Raw genomic sequence first — 22,882 nt, forward strand, 5'->3', positions numbered from 1 at the left:
CCCCTGTGCCACGTCATTCAGGGAGGATTGACGATGCAACCAAGACTGATGAAACGCCTGACCGGGGCGATGGCCCTGACCTTGGCCCTTGCCGCGGCCCCCGTGGCACAGGCCAAGGATTTCTACACCATGGCCACCCTCGGGCCCGGCTCATCCCCCTACCTGGTGATGAGCACGATGGCCCAGATCGTCGGGGACCGGCTGGATGACACGGAAATCCAGGTCAATGCCACCGGTGCCGCCACGCAGCACGCGCTTCAGGCGGCGGCAGGGCAGCTCGATTTCTTCATGTGGTCGGCCAGCGTGCACGCCAACATGATCGACGGCACGGCGATGTATGCCAAGATCCCCCAGGCGCCTGAGCTGAGCCACAACTTGCGCGCCGTCTTCGCCTTCCCTCTGGGTCTCTACCACATCACCACCTATGCGGATTCCGGCATCGAAAGCCTTGAGGATCTGGCGGGCAAGTCCGTCTTTCTCGGCCCGCCGGGCGGCGGGGCAACGGCCATCATGGAGCGGGTGATCTCTGGCGCGACGGGGCTTGAGCCGGGCAAGGATTTCGAACAGGTCCGCCTGGGGTGGGATGCCGCCGCGCAGGCCTTTCAGGATGGGCGCATCGACGTCTACGTGAACTCGACCAATGCCCCCTCGCCCGTCATTCAGCAGATGGCGCTCAGCCGCAAGATCCGCTTTCTCGGCCTGACGCCCGAGCAGATGGAAAAACCCGCCGTGAAGGCCATTCTGAACCGGCCCGGCGGGGTGCTCGGCACGTTGGACCCCGGCACCTACGGCGAGAACCAGGTGAACACCGAAGCGGTCACCACCCTCGGTTCGACCGTGGGCGTCGGCGTCGGAATGCAGGTGCCTGACGAGGCCGTCTACAAGATCACCAAGGCATTCTGGGAAGGGGTCGCCGAAATGTCGGGCTCAGCCCCCTGGCTGCGCAACATCACGCTGGATGGTGCACTGACGGATCTGAACCTGCCGCTGCATCCCGGCGCCCTGCGCTATTACGAGGAAGTCGGTGTGACCATCCCCGACGACCTGCGCCCGGAATAAGCCCCTAACCCTGCCCCGGTCCCCACACGGTCCCCACAGGGGCCGGGTCATCCGCCTGCAAAAGGAGCCAAGCGTGAGCGAGCCCCGCAACATCCTCTTCATCATGTTCGATCAGCTACGCTGGGATTACCTCAGCTGCTATGGTCATCCGCACCTCAAGACCCCGCATCTTGACCGCCTGGCAGCGCGCGGAGTGCGTTTCGACAATGCCTTCATCCAATCCCCGATCTGCGGCTCGTCGCGGATGTCGACCTATACCGGGCGCTACGTCCACTCGCATGGGGCAAGCTGGAACGGTATTCCGCTGAAGGTCGGTGAATTGACGATGGGTGATCACCTGCGCGCCGCAGGCATGTCCTGCCACCTGATCGGCAAGACCCACATGCGGGCCGACGCCGAAGGCATGGCGCGCCTTGGCATCGAGCCGGACAGCCTGATCGGTGTCCGCGTTGCCGAATGCGGCTTTGATGTTGTCGAACGCGACGACGGGATGCGCCCCGAAGGGCCTGACGGCTTTTACGACGAAGGCGGCGCGGCGCGCTACAACGATTACCTGCGCGCCAAGGGCTATGAGAGCGACAACCCCTGGCACGACTATGCCAACTCCGGGCGTGATGCCGAAGGGCACGTCCTCTCGGGCTGGTTCCTCAAGAATTCGTCCGAGCAGGCCAATATCGCCGAAGAAGATAGCGAAACACCCTACCTGACACGGCGCGCGATCGAGTGGATCGAACAGGCCGAAGGACCATGGTGCTGTCACCTCAGCTATATCAAGCCGCACTGGCCCTATGTCGTTCCCGCCCCTTATCACGATATGTTCGGTCCCGACGACGTGCTGCCCCCGGTGCGCAGCGACGCCGAATATGCCGATGCCCACCCCGTGCTCAAGGCGTTCATGGACGCCCCCGTCGGCAAGGCATTTGCCCGCCCTGAGGTGCGCAATCCGGTCGTGCAGGCCTACATGGGCCTGATCAAGCAGTGCGACGATCAGATGGGCGTGTTGTTCGACTATCTGGAAACGAGCGGTCGGATGCAGGACACCCTGATCGTGGTCACCTCTGATCACGGTGACTTCCTCGGCGATCACTGGATGGGCGAAAAGATGTTCTTCCAGAATGCCTCCGTCAAGGTACCGATGATCATCTATGACCCGTCGACGGCAGCCGATGCGACACGCGGCACCACCAGCGCGGCGCTGGTCGAATGTATCGATCTGGCCCCGACCTTCGTTCAAGTGGCCGGCGGCGCCATCGCCGATCACATCCTCGAAGGCGAAAGCCTGCTTCCCCTGCTGCGCAACCCCGACGCAGACACACGACGGGATTTCGTTATCTGCGAATATGACTACTCGGCGTCGCCCATTTCGGAAAAACTGGGGCTGAGCGTGCGCGAAAGCGCGATGTTCATGGTCGCCGATACCCGCTGGAAGCTGGTCCATTTCGAAGGCGGTTTCCGCCCCATCCTGTTCGACCTTCAGAACGATCCGCAGGAACTTGTCGACCTCGGCGCGGATCCCGACCACGCCGACACGATCGCCGCGATGTATGACAAATTGTTCCGCTGGACACGACGCAACGCACAACGCACCACCCGAAGCACCGCCCAGCTTGAACAGATGCGCCGCAGCTCGGGGCGGCGCGGCGTGATGATCGGCATCTATGACGAAAACGACGTGCCGCTGGAACTGACGGTGAAATACCGCGGCCTCAAGGTTCCGGATCGAAGCGGCTCCGCCAGTTAGCTGCCGACCACCGGATCGGCGCAGGTCCCCCGCCATAACCTGTGGCGAAAACCTGCGCCCTGTCGATTGCGCAACCTGCCTTGATCGGGGACGATATCCGGGCCCCGGTCACAGCTCAGCGGGACACCCCTGGCATGTCGTTTGGTGTGTGAAAGCAGTTTTCAGGCACTAAGCGCGGCAGGCGGGGACAGACCAGATGAACCGCGAAACCGCTCTGCTGCTGCCCGACATTGGGAAACTTCCCTCTTGGATTGGGAACCAAAAGGGCTAGACTTCAATCAAGGTGTTGAAAATGCTGGTGGGTGATGAGGGACTCGAACCCCCGACATCTTCGGTGTAAACGAAGCGCTCTACCAACTGAGCTAATCACCCGCCGCGGGTTCCTCTACAGCAACTCTGGCCGGGCACGCAAGAGGTGAGATGAGCAAACTTCCCTTCATGGTATTCACCGACCTCGACGGTACGCTTCTCGACCACCAGACCTATTGCTACGACGCCGCCCTGCCCGCGCTGGATCGCCTTCGTGACATGGCGATACCGGTCGTCCTCGCCTCGTCCAAGACCGGTCCCGAAGTCGCAGCCCTGCGTGCGGAATTGCGGCTCGACGCATCGCCCGCCATCGTCGAGAACGGCGCGGGCCTGCTGGCCCCGCATCAATCGCCCGACACGACCAGCACCACGTATGCCCGCCTGCGCACCCTTCTGGATGGGGTGTCACCGGACCTGCGCCAGTCGTTTCGCGGATTTGCGGACATGGGACCCGAAGGCGTCGCCGAAAACGCCGGTCTGACCCTGCCCGCAGCGCGCATGGCGTGCCAGCGGACCTATTCCGAACCCGGGATCTGGAGCGGAACCCCGGACGGCGAAGAAGCCTTCGTCGCAGCACTTGCGCAACAGGGCATCGCGGCACGGCGCGGCGGGCGGTACCTGACCCTGTCGTTCGGCGGTACCAAGGCGGATAGCATGAAAGACGCCGCACAACTCTTTGGCAACCCCACGCTAATTGCCCTCGGTGATGCCCCGAATGATGTCGAGATGTTGGAAACGGCCGATATCGGTGTGATCATCAGCAACGCCCACGCCACCCCCCTGCCGGAACTGGCGGGCGAACCTGAAGGCCGCATCCTTCGCAGCACGAAATTCGGCCCCGAAGGCTGGAACGAGATGATGCAAAAGCTAATATCAAGGTTAGCCGCACAGTAACCAACCCGGCAACCAACCGGCGCCATGACCCGGCCAGATCGCCCTGGCCCGCCCATCATTCAGGAGCCCCAGGTGGCAGATTTTCATCAGAACGGCAATATCGCGACCATCCACAACCTGCGCACCCGCTCGTCCGAGGATATGGCGCGTGAACTGGCCAGCTTTGCCACCTCGCGCAAGATCAGCCTCGTCCTGCCCTCGCTCTACTCCGAGCTTGAGGGCGACGCGCTGCCCAATATCCTGTCGGAACTGGCAGAGGTCCCCTATCTGCACCGCATCGTCATCGGCCTGGACCGCGCGGACGAGGCGCAGTATCGCCATGCGCGCCAGTTCTTTTCCGTCCTGCCCCAGAACCATGTCGTGATCTGGAACGACAGTCCGCGGATGACCGCGATCCAGAAGCGGCTCGAAGATCTCGGCCTCGGCCCGATCGAACCCGGCAAGGGCAAGAACGTCTGGGGCTGCCTCGGCTTTCTCATCGCCTGCGCGGACAGTTCGGTGGTCGCCATCCACGACTGCGATATCGTGACCTACGAAAAGGACATGTTGCACCGCATGGTCTATCCGGTGGCCAACCCGAACTTTTCCTACCAGCTGTCAAAGGGCTATTATGCCCGCGTCGGCAACAGCAAGATCAACGGGCGCGTCAGCCGGATGCTGGTCTCTCCCCTGTTGATATCGCTGAAAAAGACCATCGGCGACCGCGACTACCTCGATTACCTGCGCGCCTTCCGCTATCCGCTGTCGGGCGAGATGGCGATGCGCACCGGCATCCTGCCCGACCTGCGCATCCCCTCCGACTGGGGCCTGGAAATCGGAGTCCTGTCAGAGGCATGGCGCAACCTCGCCCCGAAATCGGTCTGCCAGGTCGAAATTGCCGACAATTACGACCACAAGCACCAGGACCTGAGCGTCGAGGACAAGACGCAGGGCCTCAGCCGGATGTCGATCGACATCTGCAAGGCGCTGTATCGCAAGCTGGCCGCGGATGGCACCGTCTTCAACGAGGAAATCTTTCGCACCCTGAAAGCCACCTATTACCGCTCGGCGCTCGACCTTCTCGACAGTTATTACGACGACGCAAAGGCCAACGGCCTTTATGTCGACCGCCACCAGGAGGAAAACTCGGTCGAGCTGTTTGCCGAAAACATCATCGAAGCGGGCCAGATGTTCCTCGACAAACCCTCGGCCACCCCCTTCATACCGACGTGGAACCGTGTCCATTCGGCGGACCCGGACCTGATGGCCGACATGGTAAAGGCCGTGGCCGAAGACCTGAAGGAATTCGTCTAGGCCCCGGCCCCGGAAACGCCGGCCAGACCGTCTGGGCGGCGATGTCCAAAGGCTGTCAGGGCGATACCGGCGGCGGGGGTTCCGCCCCGCCGCCGGTATCGACACACAGACCCGGCCCTTTGCCTCAGCCTCGGTTCGTGATCCAGCGGCATTGGTAGGGCGCGAACGGAATCAGATCATCCTCGGGAGAGATCGCCTCGCCGCTCAGCAGATCGACCCAGTCCTCCCCTTCGATCAGATTGATCGATAGCGGGTCGATCTCGACCGCTTGATCCGAAACATTGTGCAGCGCGAAAATGGACTGGTCGCGGTCAAGGCTCTGCCGCCACACGCCAAAGATGCGCTCGTCCAGTTGCAGCGTAAATTGCGTCGCGTTGGGGTGAAACCCGCGCTGGCGACGGCGGATACCGATGCGGCGACGCATCTCCGACAGAACGATATGCTGCGGGCTCTCGGGGTCTTCCAGCAGCCCTTGCAGGCGGTCGTATTCCCAGCGATGCCGGTTGATCGCCCTGTTGTGGCCCGACTTCTCGACGCCCTCCGTATCGTTCGGGCTGGCCAGCAGCGAATGGATATAGAAGGCCGGAATGCCCTCCAGCGCCATGACCAGGGTCTGTGATGCCAGAAAGCGGGCGATCTGGTGCGCATCCGGTCCGGCAAAGGTGCCCTTCATCGCCTCGAACCAGGTGATGTTCAATTCATAGGGCGCCTCTCCCCCACCTGGCAGAGCGCGCATCGACACCCGCCCCCCGAAACTTCGCACGGACTCGATCACCGCCTGGGTATCGTCCGCCGACAGGATACCTTCGGCGGGACGCATCCCGATCCCGTCGTGCGACGCGGTAAAGTTCAGATAGGCGCACCCCAGCTGCGCCGGCGGCATCGACCCCTGCCAGCGGATCAGGTTCTTGGCGGTCCCGGCCATCATCGCGTGCAGCACCAGCGGCGGCAGCGAAAAATTGTATACGGCGTGGGCTTCGTTCCGGTTGCCGAAATAACTCAGGTTTTCCTGGTTGGGCACGTTGGTTTCCGTCAGCAGGATCACGGGTTCCGACGCGAAATCCGCAAACAGCCGCATCATGCGCACAATCGCATGGGTCTGTGGCAGGTGGATCGACTTGGTGCCCGCTTCCTTCCAGATAAAGGCCACGGCATCCAGCCGCACGATCCGCACCCCGTTGTCGATGTGCAGCCGCATGACGCGAAAGAATTCCATCAGCACTTCGGGATTACGGAAATCAAGATCGACCTGATCATGGCTGAAGGTGCACCAGACATGGCGCACCCCGCGCGACGTATTCACCTCGCGCAACAGGGGGTGCGTCCGGGGGCGGACCACCATCGACAGATCCTCGTCGGGCGACGCCTCGAAAAAGAACTTGTCATAGGGCTCGTGCCCTTGCCGATAGGCATTGAACCACGCCGAGGAACTGGAAACGTGGTTCAGGACCAGGTCGGACATCAGCAGGAATTCCGACCCGATACGCTGAATATCCGACCAGTCCCCCAGGATCGGGTTCACCGCGCGATAGTCGGTCACCGCAAACCCATCATCCGAAGTATAGGGGAAGAAGGGCAGGATATGGACGCCGTTGACCACGCCGCTCAGTTGGTTCTGCAAAAAATCGCGAAGCAAATCCAAGGGCTTGTGCACCCCGTCGATGATCGAATTCCCGTAGGTGATGACCAGTGCATCGCGCTCGGACCACTGTCGGTTGCCGGGCACCCTGCCCCGCTTGCGTGGCATGGAACCTTCGGGCCAGAAGGCTTTCGTCAATCCGGTTGCTACGGCGCCAACATCCTGCTCGGGATAGATCTGCCTGACCAGCGCCTCAAGTCTGTGCCGAAAGGTCGAGGAATACTCGGATGTCATCAGGAATTTCTCCGCTATAATACTTTCTGACTTCCCAGAATAACATCCGAGTTTCAAGCGGATCGTCCAAATGGGTCGCCGCCCGGACGAAGTTCGCGGCGGAAAGGCGGCTCAGCGGGCATTCAGCATCCCCGGCGCTTTTCCAGCTGCCCCGTGGCGCGCCATCCGCCTGCGCCTTGACACCCTTTGGCTGTGTCCACGCCGCGTCGGGCCGCCGTGACTGCCGGTTGCGCGCCGCCGTCAACTCGCCGCCCAGCCACCGTCACACTACCGTCATCCTGCGCTGCAACAATAACATCAAACGCACGGCGATCACGTGATCGCCCGGGCCGAAAGCACACAAAGTTTACCAAAACATTGACACGATGTGCCTTAGGTCACAAGCTGACGCGCATTAACATCACTTTATTTTGGACAAGATTATGCCAACCGAAGCTGCCATCTCGGCCCTCGCAGGTTGCAATCCTGTTCGTGCGTCACGCGCCCTGTCATGCAGGGCACGTCTGTGCTGTAGCGTTGCCGCGATCATCGCGGCCCTGCCGGTCACGACGCCCCGGCCCGTGCAGGCGGAAACGATCACGACGGATCTCACCGCGAACCTGAACGTGGCCGGTGGCGAAGAGGTCACCATCGCCGAAACGATCAGCGGCAATGCGCATACGATCACCACCGAGGCCGATACCGGCAGCGGCGTCGGCGCGCTGACCCTCGACGACAATGTCGGCGTCACCCAGGTTGGCGTCTTTACCAACAACGGCGCCACGACATTCGGTTCAGGCGCCAGCATGATCTCAAGCAACGTCATCAACAACCAGTGGCTGACCCTGGGCGACAACGCGGTATTGTACGTCAAAAAACAGCTTTCGTGGCAATCTGCGGCGATCAAGAACAACTACAATATTTACATGGGCAACGGCGCCACGCTCCAGGCCGATGGTTTCATATACAACGAGGAAGGCGCGACCATTGAAACCCACGGCAACGCTGTTTTCAACGCGATCGCGAATGATGCCTGGGCGGCGACCTTCATCAACAAGGGCAAGATCTGGACGGACCCCGGCTATTTCACCATCACGATTGGCACCGAGACCCCCTCCTACGAACTCAATTATTTCGAAAACCACAGCACCGGCACCGTCGACCTCAGGGCGGGCGTCGTCATGCAGGGCGAAAACACGGTTTTCAAGAACGCCGGGAAAATCTTCATTTTCGAGGACGCCGCGCTCTCGACAAAGACATTTGAAAACCAGTCGGGCGGCTACGTTCTGCTCGATGTCGGCGGCACGCTCTACTCCTCGGTCCAGAACAAGGCCGGCGCCGAGATCGACATCAACAACGGCACGCTGTCGGGCAAATTGGTAAACGCGGGCACGGTCACGAACACCGGCAATCTCGATGACGTCGAAAACACCGGCGGCACCATCGACAACCAGAACATCATCAACGGCGATCTGGTCATCTCGGGCGGTGTCGTCACCAACAGCGGCACCGTAGAAGGCCAGACCACTCTTTCCGGTGGCAAGCTGGAAACCTCGGGCCAGGTGCAGGACGTGACCTTCACCAGGAATTCCGAACTTGAGGTCACCTCGGGTGCGGTCGGCAATGTCACGATCGACGGCTCGCTGTCCCCGAACACCGGCGGCACGCTGACCATGACCGGCGGCAGCATCCAGGATCTCGACGTCACCGGCGACTACGGCAAGGCGATCCTCAGCGCCGGCCAGGTCGACGGTGACACCACGATCGGCTTCGGTGCCACGGTCGAGGCGGCAGGCGCCGCATTCAACGGCGCGGTCACCGTGGCCGAGGCCGTCGTCAAACCGAACGAACCCGACGGCCCCGGCACCTTTGTGCTCAGCGCCGATACAACGGTCACCGGCAAGTTCATCAACAATGGCAAGGTCATGTCGACCGGCACCGGGCCAGTCACCCTGACAATCGCGTCGGGCTACGATTTCGTCAACTACGGCACGCTGGACGGGGATTCCGAAAACGGCACCGCCGACATGACCATCACCGCCGACAACATCTACATCAGCCCCGAATCCATCGTGACGGGGAACGTGTTTCTGAACGGCACGGTCGACAACGGCGGCGTGCAGGACATCACCAATGATCTCAGCAATGACCTCGTGGTGCTGGCGGGGGGTATTTCGGCGGTCAAGGCCGACATCAGCGGCAATGGTCACAATGTCACGACCAACGCCGCAGGTGGCATCTCCGACCAACCCGGCGTGCTGCGCGTCAACGGCGTGACCTTCGACGACATCGCCACCCTGCACAACAAGGGCGAAACCTATATCCGGCCCGATGCCACCCTCAGCGCCCAGGTGATCGACAACTCCGGTCTGATCTCACTGGATGAAGGCGCCTCGCTCATCGGCACCGGCAACACCATGACCAACGAAGGCGCCATCGTGGCCGAGGGGTCGGCCCTGATTGCCGACGCGGGCGCGATCAACAACAGCGGCACCCTGACCTTCAAGAATGGCGGCACGCTCAACCCCAACAGCGACAATTCCGGGGGTGAGGCGTTCAACAACTCCGGCACGCTCAGCATCGGGGGCAACCAGCTGGTGGTCTTCGGTGATGGCACCGCCGACGTGATCAACAACCTAGCAGAGGGCGAAATCGTCATCGAGACCGGCGTGGACTACAGCAACACCCACTCCGCGCTCAGCGGCCAGGGCACGACCCTGAACAACGCCGGCAAGGTGTCGACCAACGTGCAAACCAGCCTTGATCTGGCCGCGATCAACAACCTCGCAGGCGGCGTGCTGTGGTTTGGCGAAAATGCCAGTAGCGACGAGCGCCGGGATGTCACGACCGTCACCGTCACCAACGGGATCGTCAACGCGGCCGGTGCTACCCTGACATCCGTTTATGCGGACCTGACCGCCGACGTGGAAAACCATGGCACGCTGAACGCGAACTTTACCGGCAACCTGGTATCCGACGGCGACATCATCAGCGCCACTGTGCTGGGCGACACGCAGATCACCGGCGGCACCGCGCAAGAGCTGCTGACCTTCGGCGACCTGACAGTCGAAAATGCCGTGATCGAGGGGCGCGTCATCAACCACGGCGCTTCGCTTGACGCGTCAACCACCACGAACAACGGCGGCACGATCATCGTCACCGCCGGGTCTCTCAGCAATATCGTCAACAATTCCGGTCGTTTCGACATCACCGGCAACACCGTCGAAACACATAGCGTCCATGAAAACCTCAGCTTTGAAAACCATGGCACGGCATCCAATGCCAGCACCCGGCTGGGAAAGGTCAGCGTCACCAATACCGGCACGTTTTCCAACAGCGGCACCCTGAAATCTTTTACCGGCAACAGCGGCACCTTCGAAAATTCCGGCACGGTCGAAAACGTCGTCATCAATGACGGATCGGCCACCAATACCGGGTCCATCAGCACCTTCCGCCAATATGCGGGCGTGTCGCTCAGCAGCGGCTCGATCGACTCCTACGGCTTGTTCGGAACGGCCTCCGGCACGATTTCCGGCACCGTCCGCGAAGGGATCGGCGCACAGGATTCCGCCGCGCTGCTGATCAACGGCAACCTGACCCTCGGGCAGTTTTCCAACAGGCCCTCAACCATAACCAACAATAGCGTCGCGCCATTTCGCATCACGGCAGGCGTCACCAGCCTGTATCGCGGCGGCACCGTCACCAACTTCGGTGACATGCGCATCTCAGATGCCAGCCTGATCGCGTATGGCACCAACGAATTCCTCAACAAACCCGCCGCCAGCCTCAGCCTGACCAACGCCAGGCTCGATTCCCAGACCTTCTGGAACGCCGACGGTGCCAGCGCGACCTTTACCGACAGCGCCTTCAACGGCTGGTTCAGCAACAACGGCACGCTGTCCCTGTTCGGCACCAACACCTGGACCGGCGATCTGGTCAGCCCCGCAGCACCCGCGGCGACAGCCGTCGTGACGATGCAGAACGGCGTGACCACCGACCACCTCAGCGTGTCGGGCAACCTGCAACTGGGGCGGCGGCTTGAGCTGGACGTGGACCTGTCCGACAGCACCGGCAAGGTCGATACCATCTCCGTTTCGGGGGCTGTCACCAAGACGGAACAGGACCTGACATTCGCCTTCAACAACGTCGGCCCCACGGGCACCTTCGTTGCCTTTGACAGCAATGTCGACGTGCTGACCTACGGCAGTTTCGATGTCGCGGATTATGCCGTGACCGGCCTGCCCACCACCGGTGCCGTCCAGTACAAGCTGGTCAACAATACCTCCGCCAACGCGCTGCAACTGCAGAACGCCACCAACCCCGGAACCGGCGGCGTGGTCGGTGGCGTCGGCGCGGTCGGTGGCATCAACAACCCCGGCAACCAGCCCGGCACGCCCACGATCCTGCCCGGCGGCAGCGTCTCGCAGGTGCTGAACTCGGTGCCGCGCCAGTTCACACCCGCCGCCCTGCCCGGCGGCGGTACCTTTGCCCGCACCCCGACGGGTGGCGCGCCCTCGGCCGGGCTTTCGGGCGGACTTTCGGGCGGTGTGTCCGGTGGTGGGTCTGGCGGACTGTCGGGCGGGGACAACAGCGGCACGCTCAACTTCCTGCCCGGCGAACCCGTGCTGCCGCCCCAGACCCAGACCAACACCTGGGCCCGCGTCAACGGGGGCCGCGCCACGATGACCAGCGAAACCACGACCAGCCTCGGCACCACCTCCAGCGATGTCGACGTGCGCTACCAGGGCGTGGACACCGGCTTCGACATCAGCGGCGGCGAAAGCCCCCTTCTGGGCGATTGGTCCTTCAGCCTGGGTGCCTCCCTCGGCACCACGACCGGCAATGTCAGCCAACCCGTCTTCAACCTCGATGGCGCCACCGGCAATGTCATCCCCGGCTCGATCAGCAGCTACAACCGCCAGGATTTCACCCAGGTGCAGGGCGGCGTCACCTTCGGCCTGACACGCGGCGATGTCTTTGCCGACCTCCGACTGGGCTATGCCAGCACCCGGTCCGACCTCAAGAACCTCGCGACGGATCCGACCAGCGGTCTCGGCATCGCCGACCAGACCTATACCACCCAGGGGCCCACCTTCAGCGGCAAGATCGGCAAGACCTTCCTGCTCGACGAAGTACGCGAGATTTCCCTGACTCCGTCACTGGGCTTCTTCTTCTCGAACCAGTCCGCGGACGACCTGACCTACGACAACGGCACGCCGAACGACACCAGCGATGATGGCCTGCTCCAGATCGACGACGTGCAGACTCGGCTCGCTCACCTCGGCGTGACGCTGGCCAAGGAAACGATGCTGCAAACCGGCACCGCGGCAATCCAGTATTTCGGCACGATCACCGGCTACAAGGATTTCGGCAGGGACACCACGTCGCACTACTTCCAGAAAACCGATGGCGCCGGAAATCCGGATCCCTCCGTTGCGCCACTCGAAAGCCGCAGCAGCGCCTCCGGCGCGTACGGAGAGCTGAGCCTGGGCCTGACCTATATCCAGACCTTCGACACGGGCCTGGCCAGCCCCGTGAAAAAGCTTGAGGCGACACTGCGCGCCGACAGCCAGATCGCGGGGTCTGTCGATGGCTGGGGCCTCACGGCGCAGATCCGCTACAGCTTCTGACGCCTGCAACAGCCCGCACACCCACCCGGTCCCGACGCCGTGCGGGCCACACCGCTGTCCGCACCGCAGGGGCACCGTCAAGATACCGTCAAGATACCGACGTTCAAAATCGCCCTGTTTTCCGGCGTCCTGCGGCATCCGGACTGCCTGCCCCGCACTTATCGCAGACGCTCATCAGGCAACAAACAGGCGGTCCTCACGACCAAAGCACCGCCCAACATTTCCGGCTTCCGTTTCCCCGAATCCAGCATCGCAATTCCCGCCCGCACCGCGCGGGCAAACAATGCGCCACGGCGGGCCCGGCCCTCCCGATCGGCTAAAATTCGCTGATCTGTCTTAAATTGCAATTCGTCCGAAATGATTCGTGTTATAGTTGCATTGTTCGCGCTCATTATTAACGGGCGATGGCGAATTTTCCGCCTGCGAACACATTTCAAATACACATTTTTTGGAGGAACAGATGTCCACGAAAACGATTGCAAAGCTTCTGGGTTCGGATATGAAATTCACGGCCCAGTTCATGGTGCAGCCAAAGGAAACGCTGGCTGAATACGGCATCGAAAGCGAAAACCTCGACGATGGCGATGTTCGCGCGATGGAGGCCGTTGTGCGCCTGACGCAGGATTCCCTGCGCGCCAATGCCAAACTGCTCGGGGTCGACATAGCGACTGCGGCATGGGGCATCGGCGCAGGGTGCTGCAATTCCAAAAGCGTCATGATGCGCGACCTCGGGGCAACCAAACGCCTCTGAGGCGCTGCCTCAAACCGGAGCATTCCATGAAAAGCATCGCGGTCTATCTGACCGGTGCATGCAACCTGCGCTGCAAACATTGCAGCGTGGGCCTTGATCAGTATCGCCCAAGGGAAACCTTGGACGATGCGCAGATCATGCATGTCATCGAAAAAGCCGCCGACCGTGGCGTCGAATACGTCACGCTCCTCGGCGGAGAGCCGACCTACACGCGTCACGACCTTGCTGCATTCACCCGCAGGGCATCGGAGGTGGGCGTCAAACTTTCCATCAACACCAACCTTTTCTTTCCCGAAAAGCTTCTGCCGCTGATCGACGACCCGGGCCTGGGCAATATCGTGGTCAGCTTGGATGGCGCCGGTCCTGAAACCCACGACGCCATGCGCGGCAAGGGCAGCTTTGCACGCACCATCCGCAACCTGGAATTGATCATTGCGGCGCGCGACAGGATCCGCCCGGAATTGACCATTGATCTGACCTTCGTCCTGACGGCGCTGAATCAGACAGATGCAATTCGTATTGTCGACCTGGCAATCGCGCACCGCATCGACAAGTTGAACATCAATCTGATCAACCCCGTCGGGCGCGGGAACACCTTCAGCAAGAAACTGCGCGGCGGCGACGACTACCTCGCCGCGATTTCCAAGATGGTCCTGTATTTTCAGCTGCTGCGACCCCCGATCACCCTATCCATCCCGCTGCCGCCCGCAGTCGCTGAATATCTCGAAATGGAATACGGCGTTCCCGTCGACGCCTTCATCAATGATGCCGCATGTGGCGGAACCGAGGTTTATACCTACGTCGATCTTCGCGGCAACCTCTTGCCCTGCCCCGGTTTATCCTACGAAGAGGGGCGCAACGACACCATGAACCACAGGCACGAAAACCTCAGTATCCTTGACCGCAGCATTGCCGACATCGAAACGACCTCGGTCTTTCGCGCCTTCAACAAGGCACAGCAATCCCGTTCAAAGAACGCCGTTTTCGAACCGTGCAATGTCTGCAAGCATCGCGCCGTTTGCTCACCCTGCACGGCAAGTTATTACAAAAAGGATTCAGCCAATGTCATCGACATGTGCAAACGCATTTACGAAAAACTGCCAGACGACCCGCGTATATCGACCATTTTCCACATGAGCGAATCTGCCGAAGTGTAACCGATATTGCCGATAGGAGGTTTTCGACCATTCGCTGGGCTGTACCCGTGCGGCAATAGGTCTGTCATGCGCGTGGCCCGTTCTATACCCAGCGGATCACTCGTCAATTTCGCTTATCGGCCATGCCAGATCGGGACCGGTGCGGAAATAAGACACGTTATTGGTGAAAAATCTCTCCGGCGCCAATTTTATCAGGCGGCCGTCCGGGTTATCGATCCTGGCGATATTTTCGATGAACCAGGAATTCCAATCCTTCTCTGCGCCCAGATATTTTGCCAAAAGCCGCCGGAACCGATCAGGATTCATGCGCACGATTTCGGCCGATCCGCGCATTCCAAGATGCAGCAGCACGCCCGCGTCATTGTCAAAATGGACAATCTCGATTGCACAGCGGGGATCGGCCTCAAGACGTTTGACCGAGCTGGAGTTCGTCGAGCCGAGCAACCAGATCGCGTCGTCCTCCCACACGAACCAGGTTGGCGCATTGCGCGGGCTGCCATCCGCCGCGACAGTCGACAGATTGGCCATCAGCGGGCGCCTCAATATCTCCAACGGGTCGAATTTTCTGGGCATGATTAAGGCTACGAAATTCAGCTGAGGGGAACAAGGTCAACTTCGCCGCACCGATCGGCGGGAATTCGGGGACGTTTGCATTTCATCCTGCGGGCCGGCCTTGGCCGCTAAAATGTTGGGGCAGCCGCGTTATTGCACGGCAGCACCATGCACGCCGCCATTCCCCGTCCCCGCGAACGCTGGTCTGTCCTCAGGTCGAAAGGCCTCGCTTGAGGCGACCTTTTCCTGCCTTCTACCACGGAAATTTCTTCTTTCCACTTCGCCTCGTTGCGCGCAGTTTTTATGCCAGCACAGTTTCCGATCAGCCATCCCGGGGCGCCATCGCATGTGACGCGATGCAGCGCATTTCCAAACATGTTGGCGCGATGATCCAAATCTAGGAAGAGAATATGACAGTCGAAAAAACTGACACGCTGATCGTTGGCGCAGGTCAGGCCGGTATTGCGATGAGCGAACATCTGACGGAAATGGGTATTCCACACATCGTTCTGGAACGGAACCGGATCGCTGAACGATGGAGGTCGCAACGCTGGGATTCCCTCGTGGCGAACGGTCCGGCCTGGCATGATCGCTTTCCCGGTCTCGAATTCGACGACGTTTCCCCCGACACCTTTCCCCCGAAAGAGCGGATGGCCCGCTACTTCGAGGACTACGCGACGATGATCGAAGCGCCGATCCGCACCAATGTCGAGGTAAAGCGCGTGCAAAGATGCCCCGGCCGGCCCGGTTTCATTGCCACGACGTCCGAAGGCGAAATCGAAGCACAGCGGGTCGTCGCGGCGACGGGTCCTTTCCAGGTGCCCTCCTTTCCCCGAATTGTTCCCGAGGACGCCGCAATCACGCAACTTCATTCCTCCGACTATAAAAATCCCGGCCAATTGGATGAGGGCGCTGTGCTTGTTGTCGGCGGCGGCGCGTCGGGGTCGCAGATCGCCGAAGAATTGCAGCGCGCAGGCCGCAAAGTTTTCCTGTCGATCGGAGAACACTACCGCCCTCCCCGCTCCTACAGGCAGCGCGATTACGTCTGGTGGCTTGGCGTTCTGGGCAAGTGGGACGAGATCAAGACACAAGCAAAGAAAAAGCACGTTGCCTTTGCGGTCAGCGGCTACGATGGCGGCAAGACGATCGACTTCCGGCGTCTCGGCAACATGGGCGTTACGGTCCTCGGCATGACAAAAAGCTACGAAAATGGCGTGCTGCACATCGCTGACGACCTGGTCAGCAATCTCGACGAAGGGGATCGGGCCTACCGCGACGTCCTGCGCGAGGCTGACGCCTATGTCGAGCGCAATGGCATCGACCTTCCCCCCGAACCCGAGGCCTGGGAACGTCAGCCTGACCCGGAGTGCGTAGCGGCACCGATCCTTGAACTGGATCTGGCACGGGAAAACGTCCGCACGATCATCTGGGCAACAGGGTTCAAGTTCGATTTCAGCTGGCTTGATGTGGATGCCTTTCACGAAGACGGCACGCCTTTTCACAAGCGCGGAATTTCCTCCGAAACCGGCATATACTTTCTTGGCCTGCCAGAGCTGACCAACCGCGCGTCCTCCTTCATCTATGGCTGCTGGTATGACGCGAAATATATCGCGACCCATATTGGCGTTCAGCGCAACTACGTCGCCTACGAAAAGCAATAGCCGGACAAAGGGCGGGGAAGGATGATGTTCGTTCGCTCCCCCGCGCCTGTCCTGCATGACTGCGTGCCAAACCCTGTTCGGGAACCGGCAACCTCATGCTGACCCTTCGCCCCGACACCGCCAAGCAACAAGGACACCGTCATGAAGACCGTCATGTTCCTCAATGGCCCGAATGCAAATCTGTACGGCCTTGATCCGAAAGGTGCCTATGGCACGGACAGCTTTCCACAGATCGAAGCGGCCTGCCTGGATCGCGCTGCCGAGCTGGAATTCAACCTGATCTTTCGTCAGTCCAATCACGAAGGCGTCCTGATCGACTGGATACAGGAAGCAAGGCAAACCTGTGATGGCCTTCTGATCAACGCAGCCGGGCTGACTTATACGTCGATCGCCATTCTGGACGCTTTGCTGGCGTTCGATGGCCCGATCATCGAATGCCACATGAGCAACATCTGGAAGCGAGAGCCCTTTCGCAGCCAGTCCTATATTTCCAAGGCCGCGACGGGGGTCATTGCCGGTCTCGGCGTACAGGGCTACCTGCTTGGATTGTCCGCCATGAAAACGATGATCACGGACACACCAGCATGACCGACACCCTGGTTTTCTTCAGCGGCCCTGACCCGTTCGACACTTGGCGGGATGCCCTTGTGCCACACCTGCCCGATACGGTGCGCATTCAGAATTCAGATGCCGTCACTGACCCGGACGCAGTGCGCTTCGCCCTTGTATGGATGCCGCCCGAGGGCTTTTTCGAACGTTTTCCGAATCTTGAGCTGGTGATCAACCTCGGGGCCGGCGTCGACCGATTGGTCGCGCGTGACGATCTGCCGGACGTACCGATCACGCGCTTGTCCGATCCCGAGATGGGGCGGATGATGGCCAGTTTCGTGTTGTTCTCGGTCTTGCGACATGCGCGCGACATTCCACATTTCGAAGCGGCGCAGGCACGCCGTGAATGGTCCTACCGTCACCCACGTGCGGCTGGCGACACCAAGGTTGCGGTGCTTGGCCTGGGCGAACTGGGAGCATTGGCAGCGACCGAGGTCGCCCGGCAGGGCTTCGACACCCACGGATGGGCAACGAAACCACATGATCTGCCAGGGGTGCGTGTGCATTGCGGCGATCACGCCCTCGCACCGCTGCTGGCCGAGGCCGATATCGTGGTCTGCATGTTACCGTTGACCCCCGGGACACGCGGACGCCTCGACGCCTCGGCCTTCGGTGCGATGAAACGGGGCGCCGCTTTCGTGAATGTTTCCCGGGGAGAGGTCGTCGATGAAGCCGCGCTTGTTGCCGCCCTGCGCTCTGGCCACCTGTCCGGCGCCACGCTTGACGTGTTCGAGACCGAACCTCTTGGGTCCGAACATCCGCTCTGGTCGCTGCCGGGTGTCCTGATCACGCCGCACCTTGCCTCGGTCGCACTTCCCAAAAGTGCCGCGCCTCAAATTGCGCGCAATATCCGGGCGGTGCAGACAGGCGGCACCCTGATCAACCAGGTGTCCCGAGTGCGTGGATATTAGGCACCCGGCAATCACGCTGCGAACGCCCCGCGATGGCCCAGGTAACGACACTATAATAAACCATTTAGTATCATACAGTTACCCATCCTAAGTTGGAAAAACCTTTGTAGGGAGTTGATATTTGCAATTACTCTAACCGGTCGAGCCCGGGCAGTTTGTGACCAAGCAAGAGACGCAACAACTGACTGGAGAAACCCATGGCTCTGACCTGCCGCCGACACCGTGAAGGCTGCATCGCCGGGTTCAGAAAGATACCTGCCTCGGCAGTACCATCAGATTTCATGCGCACAGGTGCCACTGCGAACGGGCGGCCCTCGGCCGAGTGTTCGGCAGCAACTGCAAACGAGCCGCGCAAACCTCTTATCCATTCCCCGGTCCATGGGGGCAGATCACCCCAGGCCGATCCTCTCCGGCCAAGGGCCTGACGTCCCTGCCGGAGCAAGACCCGAACCCGTCTCTCGGTTCGGCAAATAACGGCATGCCGCAAACAATTGCCGCATCATAAACCCTTCAACCAACAGGAACCTCCATATGAAACGTCTCCTCCTGACCGCCGCTGCGATAAGCTTGCTGTCTCCCGCCGCATTCGCCGAAACCCTCGTCGTCAGCAGCTGGGGCGGTAGCTTTCGCGACCTGATCGACGAAACCATCGCCAAGAAATTCACCGAGGAAACCGGTGTCGATGTCGAATTCATCACCGGCGGCACGATCGATCGCCTGAACCAGGCCAAGCTCAGCCGTGACACCCCGGAAAGCGACGTGACCTTCACCACCTCGCATATCGGCTGGCTTTATCACAACGACGGGCTGTTCGAAGAACTGGACATGTCCAAGATCCCGAATGCCGTGAACCTGGTCGAGCAGGCAAAAATCAGCCCGTCCCACATCGGGGCATGGGCCTATGTCTATACCATCGGCTACCTGCCTGACGCGGTCCCCGAGGGGATGACCTTCGACAGCTGGGAAGACCTGTGGTCGCCCGAACTGGAAGGCATGATTGCTGCACCCGATTTCGATCCGTCCCACATCATCGCGGTTTCATCCAAGCTGGACGGCGTCGACATCGAGAACTGGATGGATGCCACCGACAAGCTGCTGGCACTGAAACCGAACTTCAAAGCGTTCTATACCAACGATGCCAATTCGCAGCAGTTGCTGTCGACCGGCGAAACCCCGGTGCAGATCATGCTGTCGATGAACGCCTATCACATGCAGTCCGAAGGTCTGAACATAAAACTGGCGATCCCCAAGGAAGGGGCGGTGCTGGGTGTCGATACCATGGGCATCACCGCCGGCACCGACAAGCAAGAGCTGGCGTACAAGTTCATCAACGCAGCCCTTGATCCCGAAGTGCAGGCAAAGATTGCAGAGATCAAGAAAGGCAGCCCTGTCGTCTCAAACGTCGACCTGCCCGAAGAGCTTGCTGACCTGCCCGGCATCTTCACCACTCCCGAACAGTGGGAGAGCCAGACCCTGATCATCCCGCATGAGCTGCGCGCTGAAAAAACCGCAGAATGGCGTCAATGGTTCTCGGAAAACATGATTTCCGGCAACTGAAACTGATCCATCCCGGCGGTGCCGCCGCCGGGATCCCCCCAGAAGGAGCAGACCTCCCTGATGTCGAAACGCCCATTCCTAGGCTGGTTTGCCTCGCCGTCCATCCTGATTGCATTCGCGATCGCAGCGTCTTTTCTGGCGATTGTTCAGTACAGCCTGCGCGCACATGTCCCCGGTTCCCTCAACCCGGGCGGGCTGACGCTGGACAACTTCACGACGCTCTGGAAAGCCGTCTACGGGCAGGCGTTCCTGAACACCGTGTTGCTTTGCTTCTGGACCGCCCTGTTCACCCTGCTGATCGGCTATCCATTGGCCTTCGCGATGGTGCGTGCCAAGTCAGCACGCCTGCGCAGTGCGATACTGCTGATTTCCCTGACACCGCTGTTTCTGGGGGAAATCGTACGCACGTATTCCTGGATGATCGTTCTGGGCAATCGCGGCTTCGTAAACGCCGTACTGATGCAGATGGGGCTGATCGACAGGCCGATCGACTTCATGTTCACCATGACAGGGGTCGTCATCGCGTTGGTGCATTTCACCCTGCCCATCGTTGTCGTGATGCTGGCCGCCGCGCTCTCCCATATAGATCGCAATCTGGAACGCGCCGCGACCTCGCTTGGCGCGGGACGTGTCCGGGTCTTTGCGACCGTGACGCTGCCGCTGTCCATCCCCGGCATCGTCGCCGCCACGTCGACCGCTTTTGCCTGGACCTTTTCGGCCTTTGCGACGCCGCAAATGATCGGCGGCGGCAAGGTCCAGACGATCTCGACCCTCGTCTATCAGGTCGGTTTTGCCTCGTTCAATTTCCCGCTCGCGGCCTCGCTCTCGTTGGTTGGGCTGCTGTTCACCATCGCGGTGCTGGCCATCTTCAACACCGGCATTCGGCGCCTTGAAAAGATCGGAGCGCACTGACCATGAAGAAGACCATTCTCGATCACGCACTCGACTGGGCCGGGCGGATCCTGCTGACTGCGATCCTGTGTTTCGTCCTGCTGCCCTTCATCGTTGTCCTGATCGCCTCTTTCAACGAAAGCGCGATCCTGACCTTTCCGCCCAAGGGCTGGTCATTCCGCTGGTACGCCAACGCATTCGAGTACCGCGATTTTGGCGAAGGTCTGGTCAACTCGCTGATGATCGCTGCCATCGGCGCGACCATCGCGCTGATCGCCGGGTCTGGCTTTGCCTATGTGCTGAACCGCTATGATTTTGCGCTGAAATCTCTGTTGAACGGTGTTCTGATGTCGCCGCTGATTATCCCGAACTTCACCATCGGTCTGGGCCTGCTGATCCTGTCGGCCGCCGCATCTCTGCCTCGCTCGGTTTGGCTTGTCGTGGCCGTGCATGTGATCATCGTCCTGCCGTTTGTGGTCCGTTCCGTCTACGTCTCCCTGCAAAACTTTGAACGCCGCTATGAACAGGCCGCCGAAAGCCTGGGCGCCGGGCCTGTGCATGTCCTGCTGACCATCACCTTGCCGCTGCTGCTACCCGGGCTGGTCTCGGGCGGTCTGTTTGCCGCGATCCTGTCCTTCAACGAATTCACCGCATCGCTTTTCGTGGTCAACCAACGCACGCAGACCCTGCCCGTCGCAATGTACAACTACGTACGCGAATACGCCGATCCCACGCTGGCGGCCGTGTCCGTGATCTACGTCGCCGTGGTCGCCGTCATGCTGCTGCTCGTTCATAAATTCTTCCGTCTCGAAAAGGTCCTCAATGTCGAGTGAGATCCCCCGAAACACACCGCAAGACAGTCGCCAGCATCCCGCTGTCCAGATCGACGGTGTCGCCAAGTCATTTTCCGGTACTGTCGCGCTTGAACCGGTCTGGCTGAAAATCCGACGCGGAGAATTCCTGACCCTGCTTGGCCCATCAGGCTGCGGCAAGACCACACTGCTCAATCTCATTGCGGGCTTTCTCGAGGCCGACGAGGGAGAGCTTTTCATCAATCGTGACCTCGTCACCCAAGTCCCGCCGCATCAGCGTGAAATCGGTATCGTCTTTCAGAACTATGCCCTGTTCCCACATATGAACGTGGCGCAGAACGTCGCCTACGGGTTGCGAACCCGGCGCGTGTCAAAGGCCGAAACGGCAGAGCGCGTGCGCGAGGCGCTGGCGCTGGTCAAGCTGGAGGATTTTGCCGACCGGCGTCCCCGCCAACTGTCCGGTGGTCAGCAACAGCGTGTGGCCCTGGCCCGTGCGCTGGTGATCCGCCCCCGCGTGCTGCTGCTGGATGAGCCGTTTTCGGCACTCGACCGAAATCTGCGCACCGCAATGCAGGTCGAACTGAAAGAGATCCAGTCTCGCCTGGGCCTGACGACGGTGTTCGTGACACATGACCAGAGCGAAGCGCTCAGCATGTCCGACCGTATCGCGGTCATGTCCCGTGGCCGTATCCGACAGATCGGCACGCCCACCGAAATCTATGATCAACCACAAAGCCGCTTTGTTTCCACTTTCGTTGGGGATGCGAACCTGTTCAGCGCCACCCTGCGGGAAAAGACTACCGCCGATGCAATACTCGAGGTCGGTTCGACCCGTCTGACCCTCTCGACCTATCAGGTGGATATGCCCGCGCCCGGTCCGGTGACGCTGTTCGTGCGTCCCGAGCAATGCGTCCTGACAGACAGCGGAAAACCGGATGCTATCCCCGCCACTGTCGCTCTGTCGGTCTATCAGGGAAGTTACGCAGAACTGCATCTCGATTGCCCGTCTGCCGAGGGTGGGCGCGTCATGTTGCGTGTTCCCGCCTCTCAGGCTCTGCCTGCTGGTGCCAGTGTGGGCATCGCGCTGCCGCAACGCGGCCCGGCCATCTACGCAAGAGAGGATGATATCGCATGACAATTCAGATCCCCCAGCCCCGCTCTGCGCCTGCACCCACGACACGAACCTGCCATTCAACCGAGCTG

The 22,882-nt window shown here is 60.8% G+C and carries 16 protein-coding genes and 1 tRNA gene; 14 read left to right on the forward strand and 3 right to left on the reverse strand.

What is annotated here, in order from left to right:
• Positions 1-33: 33 nt before the first annotated feature.
• Positions 34-1,059: a TAXI family TRAP transporter solute-binding subunit gene (locus DL237_RS13355; RefSeq protein WP_233544996.1), complete on the forward strand. Its 1,026-nt coding sequence runs from the start codon at positions 34-36 to the stop codon at positions 1,057-1,059.
• A 73-nt stretch (positions 1,060-1,132) separates the two neighbouring features.
• Positions 1,133-2,800 (forward strand): sulfatase-like hydrolase/transferase, encoded by a 1,668-nt coding sequence (locus tag DL237_RS13360; protein ID WP_119399573.1) that lies wholly within the window; start codon positions 1,133-1,135, stop codon positions 2,798-2,800.
• A gap of 296 nt (positions 2,801-3,096) precedes the next feature.
• Here the strand turns inward: DL237_RS13360 and DL237_RS13365 are convergent.
• Positions 3,097-3,172: transfer RNA gene (locus tag DL237_RS13365), tRNA-Val, on the reverse strand.
• A gap of 48 nt (positions 3,173-3,220) precedes the next feature.
• On the opposite strand from DL237_RS13365, the gene DL237_RS13370 reads away from it, so the two are divergent.
• A complete protein-coding gene (locus DL237_RS13370) occupies positions 3,221-4,003 on the forward strand; it encodes an HAD-IIB family hydrolase (protein ID WP_119399574.1) in 783 nt (260 codons plus the stop codon).
• Positions 4,004-4,075: 72 nt separating this feature from the next.
• Complete coding sequence (locus DL237_RS13375) at positions 4,076-5,296, forward strand: glycosyltransferase family protein (protein ID WP_119399575.1); 1,221 nt, start codon at positions 4,076-4,078, stop codon at positions 5,294-5,296.
• 124 nt (positions 5,297-5,420) lie between these two features.
• Here DL237_RS13375 and DL237_RS13380 read toward each other — a convergent pair whose 3' ends face one another.
• Positions 5,421-7,169, reverse strand: coding sequence for an alpha-amylase family glycosyl hydrolase (locus tag DL237_RS13380; RefSeq protein ID WP_119399576.1), 1,749 nt, complete (start codon positions 7,167-7,169; stop codon positions 5,421-5,423).
• 422 nt (positions 7,170-7,591) lie between these two features.
• On the opposite strand from DL237_RS13380, the gene DL237_RS13385 reads away from it, so the two are divergent.
• The 3 genes from DL237_RS13385 to DL237_RS13395 all read left to right on the forward strand — a co-directional run bounded on the left by DL237_RS13385 (position 7,592) and on the right by DL237_RS13395 (position 14,686).
• On the forward strand, positions 7,592-12,778 hold the full coding sequence (locus DL237_RS13385) for a beta strand repeat-containing protein (RefSeq protein ID WP_119399577.1): 5,187 nt from the start codon (positions 7,592-7,594) through the stop codon (positions 12,776-12,778).
• Positions 12,779-13,238: 460 nt separating this feature from the next.
• On the forward strand, positions 13,239-13,529 hold the full coding sequence (locus tag DL237_RS13390; RefSeq protein WP_119399578.1) for a hypothetical protein: 291 nt from the start codon (positions 13,239-13,241) through the stop codon (positions 13,527-13,529).
• Positions 13,530-13,555: 26 nt separating this feature from the next.
• Entirely contained in the window at positions 13,556-14,686 is a 1,131-nt protein-coding gene (locus tag DL237_RS13395; protein ID WP_158585642.1) for a radical SAM protein, read from the forward strand.
• 96 nt (positions 14,687-14,782) lie between these two features.
• Here the strand turns inward: DL237_RS13395 and DL237_RS13400 are convergent, their stop codons facing one another.
• Positions 14,783-15,259 carry a pyridoxamine 5'-phosphate oxidase family protein gene (locus tag DL237_RS13400; RefSeq protein WP_119399580.1) on the reverse strand — a complete coding sequence of 159 codons (477 nt, stop codon included), beginning with the start codon at positions 15,257-15,259 and terminating at the stop codon, positions 14,783-14,785.
• Between the two features lie 389 nt (positions 15,260-15,648).
• On the opposite strand from DL237_RS13400, the gene DL237_RS13405 reads away from it, so the two are divergent.
• The 7 genes from DL237_RS13405 to DL237_RS13435 all read left to right on the forward strand — a co-directional run bounded on the left by DL237_RS13405 (position 15,649) and on the right by DL237_RS13435 (position 22,814).
• Entirely contained in the window at positions 15,649-16,899 is a 1,251-nt protein-coding gene (locus DL237_RS13405; RefSeq protein WP_119399581.1) for a flavin-containing monooxygenase, read from the forward strand.
• A gap of 141 nt (positions 16,900-17,040) precedes the next feature.
• Positions 17,041-17,487 carry a type II 3-dehydroquinate dehydratase gene (locus DL237_RS13410; RefSeq protein WP_119399582.1) on the forward strand — a complete coding sequence of 149 codons (447 nt, stop codon included), beginning with the start codon at positions 17,041-17,043 and terminating at the stop codon, positions 17,485-17,487.
• Positions 17,484-18,419, forward strand: a complete 936-nt coding sequence (locus DL237_RS13415; RefSeq protein ID WP_119399583.1) for a 2-hydroxyacid dehydrogenase — start codon at positions 17,484-17,486, stop codon at positions 18,417-18,419. The genes DL237_RS13410 and DL237_RS13415 overlap by 4 nt, the downstream gene beginning before the upstream one ends.
• Positions 18,420-18,950: 531 nt before the next feature.
• Positions 18,951-19,976 (forward strand): ABC transporter substrate-binding protein, encoded by a 1,026-nt coding sequence (locus DL237_RS13420; protein ID WP_119399584.1) that lies wholly within the window; start codon positions 18,951-18,953, stop codon positions 19,974-19,976.
• 60 nt (positions 19,977-20,036) lie between these two features.
• Positions 20,037-20,888 carry an ABC transporter permease gene (locus DL237_RS13425; RefSeq protein WP_119399585.1) on the forward strand — a complete coding sequence of 284 codons (852 nt, stop codon included), beginning with the start codon at positions 20,037-20,039 and terminating at the stop codon, positions 20,886-20,888.
• Between the two features lie 2 nt (positions 20,889-20,890).
• Positions 20,891-21,700: an ABC transporter permease gene (locus DL237_RS13430; RefSeq protein WP_119399586.1), complete on the forward strand. Its 810-nt coding sequence runs from the start codon at positions 20,891-20,893 to the stop codon at positions 21,698-21,700.
• Entirely contained in the window at positions 21,690-22,814 is a 1,125-nt protein-coding gene (locus DL237_RS13435; RefSeq protein WP_119399587.1) for an ABC transporter ATP-binding protein, read from the forward strand. The genes DL237_RS13430 and DL237_RS13435 overlap by 11 nt, the downstream gene beginning before the upstream one ends.
• Positions 22,815-22,882 lie beyond the last annotated feature (68 nt).

Source organism: Pseudooceanicola sediminis (genome assembly GCF_003575965.1).
GTDB lineage: Bacteria > Pseudomonadota > Alphaproteobacteria > Rhodobacterales > Rhodobacteraceae > Pseudooceanicola > Pseudooceanicola sediminis.